The organism is Tenacibaculum retecalamus (assembly GCF_027941755.1).
GTDB classification, from domain to species: domain Bacteria; phylum Bacteroidota; class Bacteroidia; order Flavobacteriales; family Flavobacteriaceae; genus Polaribacter; species Polaribacter haliotis_B.
Genome location: NZ_CP115916.1, coordinates 1,420,840 through 1,432,550, shown reverse-complemented (window position 1 = coordinate 1,432,550; position 11,711 = coordinate 1,420,840). Strand labels below are relative to the sequence as shown.

Genomic DNA, 11,711 nt, shown 5'->3' with positions numbered 1-11,711 from the left:
TAAAAAAAATGAAATTATTCTTTGGCTCCGTGCGTTTTTGCAATTTCTATCCAGTGTTCGGAAATTCCTTTGGTATCAGCTCCTAAACCTCTAGATAAATGCAATGCTACTGCAATTATTAAAGCAGATGCTTCTTGAAGTTCTTCTAAAGTTTGAATACTTCCAAATGATTCTTGTGATTTTTGAAGCAATAAATCGTTGTGTTTTTTTGCAAATGATATAGGATTTTCAGCATCAATAGTAATTTTAGGAATCATTAAGCAATCTAACCACTCTTGCCCTATTCTTTTGGCTGATAATTCGTGTGATTCACTTCCTGATGCTCTCCATAATGCTAATGTTTTAGTATTTTCAGAAGCAGCTAATCCTGAATCTAACAATAATTCGAAACCAATATCAGCGATATTTTGCATCACAATTAAATATTCATCCAATGCTTTTTCAAACTCGCTTGCTTTTTGTCCTTTAAGATACTCGCCAACACTTAGTTTTGGTAAATCTAAAACTTCAGCACAATCCGTTAAACAAGGAAATTGCTTTCCTTCATAAATAAAATCTACCTTATCGTATTGTACTTGACGACCTAGTGGATACAAACGACAAGCCAATGGGCGACCTAAATGCACACTACAACCTGCGTTATCTACATATTGGCTACATGCTTTTTGTCCTTTTTTATCGGTTTTTCCATCAAACAATAATTGAATTCCCCCATGTTCGGTATACAAATTACGAAACTCCGTTACTGAAACCTTTTTTTCTTTACTAAAATGAAATAATTCCCATGGGTTAAGCATCACATCTTTACCAAAACAACAAGTTCCAGATCTTGAACAAGTAAGTGGTAATATACTTTTAGAGGTAAGTTTGGTTATTTGCATTTTACTCAACTTCTTTTATTTCAACCTTAAATAGGTTATCAAAAATATCAAAAATCATTTGTGCATCTTTTTTACGCACAGAAATAATATATTGGCAATCCATTTCTAATTTTTGATTGGTTATATTTAAATTTCTCTCTTTAATGATACGTTGTACTTTATTCATCATATCATATCCAAAAGTTAATTGATAATCAATATCAACTGTTTTTTCTTTTATTTCTGATATTTCTAAAGCTAATTGAGCCGAAGTTCTATAAGCATTTATCAAACCTCCTACACCTAATTTTGTGCCACCAAAATAACGAACAGAAACTATTAAAATATTGGTTACCTCAAAGGCTTGAATTTGACCATATATTGGCATTCCTGCCGAATTACTTGGTTCGCCATCATCATTTGCTCTAAAACGTGTTTTTAGAGTTCCTAATTGCCAAGCGTAGCAAAAATGACGTGCCGAATGGTGTTTTTTCTTTAAACCATCAATAGCTTCTTTAACATCATCTTCAGTAAAAATAGGAAAAGCATAGCCAAAAAACTTACTATTTCTGTCTTTAAATAATGTTTCTTCAGAAGCAACATCAATCGTTTTATATGTATCTTTTATTTCATTCATTACGCCGAAGCTACTAATAAAATACTAATTACAGCTAATCCTATTCCTATCCAATTTTTTTTAATCAATTTTTCTTTAAAGAAAACTAAAGCAAAAACAGTGGTTAAAATAACAACAGATACATTATTAATCGTGAATAAAGTTGAACTTTCTAATCCTTCGGTTTGTAATGCTTTTAATAAAAATTCCATCGAGTAATAATTCGGAATTCCTAAAGCAATTCCTCCTAAAATATTTTTCCATTGAAATTTAAAATTACCTTTTATTAGTTGTGTAATTATAAAGATACAACCCAGTATAAAGGCACAACCAAAAATAGTAGCTAAAAACATAGGTACTGCTCTGTCTGACACATAGGTTGTTTCAGTGTATTTTAACCCTGCATCGATACATCCTGAACCAATAAACAACAATAATGGGTATATTAAATTTTTAAATTTTACAGGAGAAATATCGCTTTTAGCAGAAGATAAATAAACAGCAACTAATGCCATTAAAATACCTATTAACTTTAAAGCACCAACACTTTCATTATACATAAATACTCCAGCTACAACAGGTATAACTACCGACATTTTACCTGCTACAGAAGCAACTGATAATCCGTTTTTTTGTGCTGTTAGCCCCATTATATTAAACACCGCTATAAACAAAAAACCTAAACAGAAAGCACCTAAAAACCAAGGTTGTTGTGGTATTTGCGTAATTGATAAAGGTACATTTGAAGTAAATAAACCAAAAGACAATGCGATAACATAATTTACAACAATGGCTTGTGATGTGTTTATTTTAAAAACATCAAACAATTTAAAAATTACAAATAATAAACTAGAAACTAATACACTTAATACTAAATAAATCAAACTAAAAATTCTTTTCTTTTTAATAAATCAACTACATCTTCTTTTCCTGGAATTAAATTCCAAACTTGCATTCCTAATTCTTTAGCTGCCTCGGTATTTTCTTTTAAATCATCAACAAAAATAGTTTCTGATGCTTTTAAAGCGTTTTCATTTAATACAAATTCGTAAATATTTGCATTTGGTTTTCTGAAGTTTATTTCATGCGATAAATAAAATTGTTCGAAGCAGTTTTTAAACTCACTGTATAAATCAGCTCCCCAATTATTCTGAATCCAAGAAATATGTAAATCGTTTGTATTGCTTAATAAAAATAATCTGTATTTATTTGACGCTACTAACTCTTTTAAAAAAGCTAATCTGCGTTTTGGAAAATCTAAAAAAATAGCATTCCAAGCATTCACTAAACTTTCACGACTTAATTGCGGAAATTTGGTTTTATAAAAATTCACAAACTCATCCGTAGAAATTAAACCCATTTCATATTGATGATAGGTTGTTATCATATCTTCAGAAATATTGGTTATGCCCAGTTTTGCTAACTCTTTATAAGTTGCTTCTTTATCTAAATTGATGAAGATATCACCAAAATCGAAAACAATGTTTTTAATCATTTATATATGTCTTTAATACATCGCCTTCGATGTTTTCTTCTTTTTCTAAACTTCCTTTTGTAACCGGATCTACTACCCCACTTTTAAACGATGCCTTTCCTATAAAAACTTTTGCTTCATCCCAAAGATTAGCATTTATAAAAGTTTGCAATGTTTGCGTTCCTCCTTCAATAATTACAGATTGAATATTGTGGTTTTGCAATACATCACATATTTGTTCCGCTACGCGGGATGAAAAATCTAATTGCTCGTACGAGATTGCTTCACCATGTTCGCAATGACGAATATATTCTTTATCCGTTAAAACAATCGTTTTTACTTTCTCATCGAATACTGTGGCATTTTCAGGGATTCGTAAGTTTTTATCTATTACAATTCTAATCGGATTATTTCCCGACCAACTGCGTACTGTTAATGACGGATTGTCTGCAATTACAGTATTTGTACCCACTAAAATAGCATGTTCTTCACTTCGCCATTTATGAACTAACTGTTTTGAGTATTCATTAGAAATCCAAACAGGTTTTTGTTCATTTTTTGATAACGGTGCTACAAAACCATCCGAAGTTTCGGCCATTTTAATATTATATACGGACGCTTTTTATTCTGAACAGTAAAAAAACGTTTATGATGTTGTTTGCATTCTGCTTCTAAAACACCAACAATTACATTGATTCCTGCTTTTTCTAAACGCTCAATTCCTTTACCTGCAACCAAACTATTCGTGTCAACACAACCAATTACAACATTGGGTATTTTATGTTTTACGATTAAATCGGCACAAGGCGGTGTTTTCCCAAAATGCGCACACGGCTCTAATGTTACGTAAATCGTTGCTTCTTTTAATAACTCTTTATTTACAACCGAATTTACGGCATTTACTTCTGCATGATTACCACCATAAGCACTTGTATATCCTTCACCTATAATTTTATCATTATAAACAATAACAGCTCCAACTGACGGATTTGGACGCGCAGTACCAATACCATTTTTGGCTAATTGTAAACAACGTTGTATGTAATTTTCGTGCTTCAAAAACAACTAGAATTTTATTTTTAATATCTTCCGTTTTATCAATCGGATATACATCAGAAAAACCTAAAACGCGATATTTTAAATCTCCTTTAAACTGTACTTTTATACTTTTGGTTAAAATCGAATTAATCAAACCTCCTAAAATTCCGTTTTTAGTATCTCCGAATATCTTTTTAGCAGGAATTACCACTTTTAACGGAATATTAAATTCTTTCCGTGCTGGAACTTCAAACTCATCAGAAGAAACCTGAGCAACTTCTTCTCCGTTTACGATTACTTTAATTTCGTCTGTTGCTAATTTACCTCCAATATCATTCGGGTTTTTAAAAAATGCTGTTGCTTTTAATCGAATCGTATCTGATGCTATTGACATAATTTTAATGTCATCAACCTTTATAAGTATTGGTTTCTTTTTTACAGAACAACTCACAATAAATAAAACAACTATAAAAAACCCCCATTTCTTCATCTCGATTCTTATTTTTTTAGGTAATTTGCAAAGCAAAAATAAGGTATTCCTATGACTCCTTCTGATTTTATTATCCGAGAAATTAAACCTAGTGACAATCAACAAATAGCGAGCGTTATTAGAACCGTTTTAACTGAATTTGGCGCGCCTAAAGTTGGTACCGCTTATGAAGATAAAGCAACTGACGAGATGTTTGAAACGTATCAAAAAGAAAAAACAGCCTATTTTGTAATAGAGCATCAAAATAAAATAGTTGGTGGTGTTGGTTTTGCGGGTTTACCTGATTTTGAAGAGACTATTTGTGAACTACAAAAAATGTATTTTTTGCCAATAGCAAGAGGAAAAGGTTTAGGAAGTAAGCTAATTAATTATTGTTTATCTAAAGCAAAAGCCCAGGGATACAAACAATGTTATTTAGAAACCATGCCTTATATGGATGCGGCTAGAGCTTTGTATGCCAAAAATGGATTTGTTAATTTAGAGGCACCTATGGGAAATACAGGTCATTTTTCTTGTAACGTTTGGATGTTAAAAGATTTAATAAAGGCTTAAAAATGATTTTAAAAGAATTCAAAACATATTTTACAGAAGAATTATCAGCAATATATCCGGAAACAGAAATAACTTCTTTTTTCTTTTTATTGATTGAGGAAAAATTAGGTTTTCAACGAATTGATTCCGTTTTAAAAGCTGATTTTAATATTCCTTCGGATGTTATAGAGTTTTTTAGTCTCACCATAAAAAGGCTTCAAAAGGAAGAACCTATTCAGTATATATTAGGAAATACCGAGTTTTATGGATTACCTTTTTTAGTGAATAAAAACACGTTAATTCCAAGACCAGAAACCGAAGAATTGGTAGAATGGGTTTTAGAAGAAGTTGCTGTTCTGCAAAATATACAAGATGAAAAAATTTCTATATTAGATATAGGAACCGGAACTGGTTGTATTCCTATTTCATTAAAACAGCAGTTACCAAATGCAACAATTTCAGCTATTGATGTTTCTTCGGATGCTTTAATTACTGCCAAAGAAAATGCGAAACTAAATTCAGTTAAAATTGATTTTTTTGAAGCTGATATTTTAAAAGCAATTAATTTGGAGGAGATTCTGAAACAGGGTCAAAATGACGTGAAGTTAGATATTATTATTTCCAATCCGCCATATGTTCGAGAGCTTGAAAAAGTAGAGATTAAAAGTAATGTTTTAGAAAACGAACCACATTTAGCTTTATTTGTTGATGACAATAATCCGTTAATATTCTATGATAAAATAGCCGATTTAGCAAAACTTCATTTATCAAAAAACGGACTATTATTTTTTGAAATCAATCAATATTTAGGAAAAGAAACCGTAAAAATGTTAGAAGATAAAGGTTTTAAAAACATTGAACTAAAAAAGGATTTTTCTGGTAACGACCGAATGATAAAAGCTAGTTTTTAAGCGCTAACATTGTTGTTTTTAATTTAGTAATTAATTCGTAAATCTCTTCTTCGTTATAACTTGCAAAACCAATTCTAATCGCATTGTGGTTTGTATTTACAGCTTCATAGCGAGAATAATCACCAATTCCTAATTGGCTTTTTAAAGCCTCTTCTGCAACTTGTTTCCACGAATATTTCTGATTTAAAATCGTCCAAACAGCCATTCCTCCTTTTGGTTTCTCAAACTTAAAAAAATTACCTAATTCTTTATCTAACAAGTAGCAAAACAAATCTCTTCGTTGCTTGTAAACCTTCATTACTTTTCTAATATGCCTGTCTAAATCACCCGATTTTATAAAATCTGCAAATGTTAATTCTAACAACTCATCTCCTTGCCTATCCACTATTTTTCTACGATTTGCAGCTTCATCTACAAACTCCTTAGACGCTATTAAATATCCAACTCTAAAAACAGGTGCCACCGTTTTACAAACCGAACCAATATAAATTACGTTTTTATTTACATCGTGACTTTTTAAAGGCAAAATTGGTGCATGATTGTAGTTAAAATCATAGTCGTAATCATCTTCAATAATTGCAAAATTATATTGTTTTGAGAGGTTTAATAAATGAATTCTTCTTTCTGCTGATAAGGTTACCGTTGTTGGGTGATGATGGTGAGAAGTTACATATACAGCTTTGATTTGTTGTTTTTTACAAATAGCTTCAATCTCATCAATCATAATTCCATTTTCATCAACTAAAACAGTTTTCAATATTGCTTTTTGACCCGAAAAAGTTGCATTAGCCGAAGCATAATTTGTTTCACCAATTACAATAATATCATGCTCTTTTAATAATAACTGTGAAGATAACCAAATACCCATTTGACTTCCGCGAGTTATTAAAACATTTTCTTTGGTTATTTGTAATCCTCTTGTTTCATTTAAATAATTAACTAAAACTTCTCTTAATTTATCACTCCCATAAACCGAGTTATAGCCCAAGTGTTTATATACATTTTTTTTAACTGTAATTCTTCTGTAAGTTCTTATAATTTCATCCATTGGTGTTAATCTTCCGTCAGAAACACCGTCATTTAAATAGGTAATAGTATTATCTATCTTTTTAGAATTATTTTGATGTTTGCTATTTTTATAGAAAGAAAAACCCGTTTGTGCTTCTTCAGTATTAAAATCAGATTTAGAAAATTCAGTTTGTTCTAATAAAGGTAAATTACGATGGACAAAAGTCCCTTTTTTAGCAATACTTTCTACCCAACCTTGTAACATTAACTCATCATAACAAGCAACAACCGTTTTTCTATGCACATTTAACAACTCTGCTAAACTTCTACTTCCTGGAAGTTTGGTTTTAGGTTTTAATTTTTGTTCTTTTATCAATTGAATAAACTGATTAGACAATTGTAAGTACAAAGATTGAGAACCTTTTCTATCTAATTTTAAACTGGTTTTATATGGAAACATCTGGACTACTTATTATATCTCTTCTGGATGATTATAACAATCCATAAATATATTATTTTTGAACAAAAAAACATTAAAAATGACAAAACAAAACGTACAACCCAACGAACATGATGCGTATTACAAAAGATATTTAGATAAAGTAGCAGATTCGGTAGATTTAAAGATAGGTTATGAAGAGGATAAAAAAATGGTCATCGATTTCTTTTCATCTGTACCTAAAGATAAATTAGAATACCGTTATCAACCTGAAAAATGGACAATCAAAGAGCTTTTACAACACATTATTGATACCGAACGTATTTTTATGTATCGCTTTTTACGAATAGCAAGAAAAGATACTACTGCTATGGCTGGTTTCGATCAAGATATTTATATAGATCCATCAGGAGCAAACGATAAATCTATCGATGAATTATTAGAGGAATTTACTATTTCACGTATGTATTCAGTGAATTTAATTAATAGTATTTCTGATGATAATTTAATCAATTTAGGAACCGCTAGTAACTCTCCAGTATCTGCAAGAGCATGTGCTTTTATTTTATTAGGACATAGCGTTTGGCATATTGATATTATTAAAGAACGCTACCTATAATGTTAGAATTAAGGCTACCAATTGCGAGCATTGCAATAAAGATTTACCTAGTAATTCTACTGATGCCATGATTTGCTCTTTCGAGTGCACTTACTGTAAAACATGCGCTATAGAAATATTCGAAAATGTATGTCCTAGTTGTGCTGGTAATTTTGTAGAACGCCCTATAAGAACATCAGAAATGATAGTAAAATATCCTGCGTCAACAAAAAGAGTATATGCTCCGAAAAATTTAGAAAAAGCGAAATTTAATTCTGATAAATTTAGAGGAATAAAACCTAAAAATAGATAATTGATGATTACTTTTAAAATAGCAACAACTTCAGATACAGAAGTCATAGCTTTATTAGGTAGAATTACTTATACAGAATCTCATGGTCATTTTATTGATGATAAAAATGATTTATTAGCTTATTGCACGAATGCTTTCTCTATCAAAAAAATAACAGAAGAATTAGAAGATAAAAACAATCTGTTTCATATCGCTTATGTAAATGATTTACCTGTTGGTTTTTCTAAAATTGTATTAAACCAACCATTTGAAGACAAAACAGCAAATAGTAGCGCAAGATTAGAAAGAATTTACATTTTAAATCAGTTTTTACCAATGAAAATCGGGCAACCTTTTTTAGATTTTATTATTGATAAAATCAAAGAAAAAAAGGCCACTGCAATATGGCTTTCTGTATATATTAAAAACGAAAGAGGTATTCGTTTTTACCACAGAAATGAGTTTAAAAGTATTGGTGATTTAAACTTTAATGTAAACGGAAAAGAGTACGACAATTACGTTTTATTAAAAGAAATTTAACATGGAATACGAACAATCAAAATTAAATAGAATAAAGCGCGGAGCAAACAGAGCTACTTATGATGTAGCAAAGATTAACACCATTTTAGATGCAGGTTTTTTATGTTATGTTGGCTATATTTATGACGGTAATCCTATCACAATTCCGATGGCATATACCAGAAGAGATGATAAGATTTATATTCATGGTTCAACTGCGAACAGAATGCTATTATCGATTTTAGAGAGCGGTAAAACCTCGATAACGGTTATGCATTTAGATGGATTGGTTTTAGCGCGTTCTGGCTTACATCATTCTGTAAATTATCGTTCGGTAACTCTTTTTGGTAACTTAAATAAAGTTGAAAAAGATACTGACAAGACGGAAATTTTAAAATGGATTGTAGATCAAATGGTTCCTAACCAATGGGATTCTTTAAGACCTATGTATCAAAAAGAATTAGATAGAACTTTAGTTTTAGAATTTACTATTGAAACTGCTTCTGCAAAAGTACGAGATACTGGCGTAGCTGACGAACCTGAAGATTATGATTTACCTATTTGGGCGGGTATTGTACCTATAAAACAAGTAGCTGAATTTCCTATCTCTGATGATAAATTAAAAGAAGGTGTTGAAATTCCTAAACATGTGTTAAACTATTATAATCAACATAAATAGTCATTTTATAACATCGTAAATTATTGTAAATTTCGTGCATGAAAATTTACGATGTTATAATTCTTACAGAAAGCAGGTATCTAAATCCAACAAAAGTTGATATATACTCAAAAAATGTCTTAGACGAAGACAATTATGTAAAAGTCGCTTTAGAAAAAATAGGCTTAAAAGTTGGTCGTCTTTCTTGGGATGATGCTACTTTTAATTGGGCTACAACTAAATATATTTTATTCAGAACTACTTGGGATTATTTTGATAGATATGACGAATTTTCTAAATGGCTAAATAACGTTTCTAAACAAACTGTTTTACTAAATTCAGAAGCTATAATTCGTTGGAATATTGATAAACACTATTTACAAGATTTACAGAAAAAAGAAGTTCATATTTGCGAATCTTACTTTATAGAAACTACTGAAAAAAGAAGTTTACAAGAATTAGCCACAAAACATCAACTTAACGAGTTTGTACTAAAACCTTGTATTTCTGGTGGCGGAAGACATACTTACCGAATAAATACTCAAAACATTTCTGATCATGAAGCTGTTTTTAAGCAATTGATTCCTAAAGAAGCTTTAATATTACAACCCTTTCAACATAATATTGTAGAAAAAGGTGAAATTTCGTTAATCGTTATAAACGGTAAATTTACACACGCTGTTTTAAAAATTGCTAAAAAAGGAGATTTTAGAGTTCAAGATGATTTTGGTGGCTCAGTTTACGACTACACTCCTACCCAACTAGAAATCAGTTTTGCAGAAAAAGCTGTAAAAGCATGCGACAACCTTCCTATTTATGCCAGAGTTGATGTTTTTACAGATAATAACAATAATTTAGCACTTGCAGAATTAGAGCTGATTGAACCTGAATTATGGTTTAGAAAAAACCCGAAAGCTGCCGATGAATTAGCAAAAGGTATCCAACAATTAATCAATCAAAATGAAGAATAAAATATTAAAATTTTTAGGTGCAATAGTATTAACTCTTATTATTGCTATTAGTGTATTCTATTTCGCTAATAATGAAAATATCCCAGAAGGAAAACAAGGTAATGAAGCCGATTTACTGGCTAATAAAATGCTAAAAGCAATTAACCATGAAGCTTTTAAAAATACAGAACTTATCGAATGGTCTTTTAGAAATCAACATTTTTATAAATGGTATCAACAAGAAGATAAAGTGGAAGTTTCTTGGGGTAAAAATAAGGTTGTTTTATACACAAAATCAACAGAAAAAAGTACCGTTTCTGTCGACGGAATTATAGTTAAGGATCCATCACTTTTAAAAACAGCTACAAATTATTTTAATAATGATAGTTTTTGGCTGATTGCACCCCATAAAGTTTTAGACAACGGTGTTGAAAGACGTATTGTAAATTACAAAAACAAAGATGCTTTATTAATAACCTATACCTCTGGTGGCGATACTCCAGGCGATTCTTATCTATGGATTTTAAATGAAAATGGTTTTCCTACTGATTATAAAATGTGGACAAAAATTATTCCCATTGGCGGAGTTTCGGCTACTTGGTCTGATTGGAAAACAACCAATGCTGGTTTTAAATTACCTACTAAACACAAACTTTCGTTATTCGGTGTGGAATTAAATATGGGCAATGTAAAAGCATCAAATCCAAAAGCTGATGCATTGGCTAATAAAATATTAAAAGCAATAAACCATGAAGCGTATAAAAAAACAAATACTTTAAAATGGAGTTTTGGAGGAAAACGTCATTTTAAATGGGATAAAAAAAATCATATCGTAGCAGTTTCTTGGGATTCAACCCTCGTAAACCTTCATCCAAACAGCATAGAAAAAAGTACCGTTTTCTTTAATAAAAAACCACAAGAAAAAGTGGATACTACCTTAGTGAAAAAAGCATGGAATATTTTTAATAATGATTCTTTTTGGTTGGTTGCACCCCATAAACTATTTGAAGACGGAATTATTAGAACTATAAAAAAAGTAGATGGTAAAGATGCTTTATTAGTGAAATATACTACTGGTGGCTCAACCCCTGGAGATTCTTATTTATGGACTTTAGATGAAAATAATATTCCTATAAGCTATAAAATGTACGTTCCGAGTATGAAAATGAACGGAGTTTCTGCTACTTGGCAAGATTGGATTACTACTGAAAGCGGAACACTTTTACCTACAAATCATTCATTCGGAAAAGGCAGTGTTTTAAGTATGGGAATCGTTAAAGGTTCTAAATAAATAGATCAATTATTTAACCAAAAAAAGGAACAACTT

14 protein-coding genes and 1 pseudogene are annotated in these 11,711 nt (G+C 30.5%); 8 read left to right on the top strand and 7 right to left on the bottom strand.

Annotation, left to right across the window (positions count from 1 at the left end; genetic code table 11):
• Nucleotides 1-14 precede the first annotated feature (14 nt).
• The 6 genes and pseudogenes from PG912_RS06825 to PG912_RS06800 all read right to left on the bottom strand — a co-directional run bounded on the left by PG912_RS06825 (nt 15) and on the right by PG912_RS06800 (nt 4,382).
• Complete coding sequence (locus PG912_RS06825; RefSeq protein ID WP_275688991.1) at nt 15-881, bottom strand: YkgJ family cysteine cluster protein; 867 nt, start codon at nt 879-881, stop codon at nt 15-17.
• A 1-nt stretch (nt 882) separates the two neighbouring features.
• Nucleotides 883-1,497, bottom strand: a complete 615-nt coding sequence (locus PG912_RS06820) for an IMPACT family protein (protein WP_275688990.1) — start codon at nt 1,495-1,497, stop codon at nt 883-885.
• A complete protein-coding gene (locus PG912_RS06815; RefSeq protein ID WP_275688989.1) occupies nt 1,497-2,360 on the bottom strand; it encodes an EamA family transporter in 864 nt (287 codons plus the stop codon). Before PG912_RS06815 ends, PG912_RS06820 begins: the two co-directional genes overlap by 1 nt.
• On the bottom strand, nt 2,357-2,971 hold the full coding sequence (locus tag PG912_RS06810; protein ID WP_275688988.1) for an HAD-IA family hydrolase: 615 nt from the start codon (nt 2,969-2,971) through the stop codon (nt 2,357-2,359). Before PG912_RS06810 ends, PG912_RS06815 begins: the two co-directional genes overlap by 4 nt.
• A pseudogene (gene ribD, locus PG912_RS06805) lies at nt 2,964-3,991 on the bottom strand (bifunctional diaminohydroxyphosphoribosylaminopyrimidine deaminase/5-amino-6-(5-phosphoribosylamino)uracil reductase RibD). The gene PG912_RS06810 and the pseudogene ribD overlap by 8 nt, the downstream one beginning before the upstream one ends.
• The gene (locus tag PG912_RS06800; protein ID WP_275688987.1) at nt 3,909-4,382 is read right to left on the bottom strand and encodes an NDR1/HIN1-like protein; all 474 of its coding nucleotides are present in this window, start codon (nt 4,380-4,382) and stop codon (nt 3,909-3,911) included. The pseudogene ribD and the gene PG912_RS06800 overlap by 83 nt, the downstream one beginning before the upstream one ends.
• A 147-nt stretch (nt 4,383-4,529) precedes the next feature.
• Here PG912_RS06800 and PG912_RS06795 point away from each other — a divergent pair, with 147 nt between their 5' ends.
• Together PG912_RS06795 and prmC are read left to right on the top strand one after the other, a co-directional pair.
• Nucleotides 4,530-5,030, top strand: coding sequence for a GNAT family N-acetyltransferase (locus tag PG912_RS06795; protein ID WP_275688986.1), 501 nt, complete (start codon nt 4,530-4,532; stop codon nt 5,028-5,030).
• Nucleotides 5,031-5,032: 2 nt separating this feature from the next.
• A complete protein-coding gene (prmC, locus tag PG912_RS06790) occupies nt 5,033-5,920 on the top strand; it encodes a peptide chain release factor N(5)-glutamine methyltransferase (protein WP_275688985.1) in 888 nt (295 codons plus the stop codon).
• Here the strand turns inward: prmC and pdxR are convergent.
• On the bottom strand, nt 5,910-7,388 hold the full coding sequence (gene pdxR, locus PG912_RS06785) for a MocR-like pyridoxine biosynthesis transcription factor PdxR (protein ID WP_275688984.1): 1,479 nt from the start codon (nt 7,386-7,388) through the stop codon (nt 5,910-5,912). The genes prmC and pdxR overlap by 11 nt on opposite strands.
• A 79-nt stretch (nt 7,389-7,467) precedes the next feature.
• Here pdxR and PG912_RS06780 point away from each other — a divergent pair, with 79 nt between their 5' ends.
• From PG912_RS06780 to PG912_RS06755, 6 genes are read left to right on the top strand one after another with little or no spacing between them, the layout of a single operon-like run.
• Nucleotides 7,468-7,986, top strand: a complete 519-nt coding sequence (locus tag PG912_RS06780) for a DinB family protein (RefSeq protein ID WP_275688983.1) — start codon at nt 7,468-7,470, stop codon at nt 7,984-7,986.
• Nucleotides 7,958-8,278, top strand: a complete 321-nt coding sequence (locus PG912_RS06775) for a DUF1272 domain-containing protein (RefSeq protein WP_275688982.1) — start codon at nt 7,958-7,960, stop codon at nt 8,276-8,278. Before PG912_RS06780 ends, PG912_RS06775 begins: the two co-directional genes overlap by 29 nt.
• Before the next feature lie 3 nt (nt 8,279-8,281).
• The gene (locus PG912_RS06770) at nt 8,282-8,797 is read left to right on the top strand and encodes a GNAT family N-acetyltransferase (protein ID WP_275688981.1); all 516 of its coding nucleotides are present in this window, start codon (nt 8,282-8,284) and stop codon (nt 8,795-8,797) included.
• A 1-nt stretch (nt 8,798) separates the two neighbouring features.
• Nucleotides 8,799-9,455, top strand: coding sequence for a pyridoxamine 5'-phosphate oxidase family protein (locus tag PG912_RS06765; RefSeq protein ID WP_275688980.1), 657 nt, complete (start codon nt 8,799-8,801; stop codon nt 9,453-9,455).
• Nucleotides 9,456-9,493: 38 nt separating this feature from the next.
• Complete coding sequence (locus PG912_RS06760; protein WP_275688979.1) at nt 9,494-10,405, top strand: ATP-grasp domain-containing protein; 912 nt, start codon at nt 9,494-9,496, stop codon at nt 10,403-10,405.
• The gene (locus PG912_RS06755) at nt 10,395-11,675 is read left to right on the top strand and encodes a hypothetical protein (protein ID WP_275688978.1); all 1,281 of its coding nucleotides are present in this window, start codon (nt 10,395-10,397) and stop codon (nt 11,673-11,675) included. The genes PG912_RS06760 and PG912_RS06755 overlap by 11 nt, the downstream gene beginning before the upstream one ends.
• The last annotated feature ends 36 nt before the right edge of the window (nt 11,676-11,711 follow it).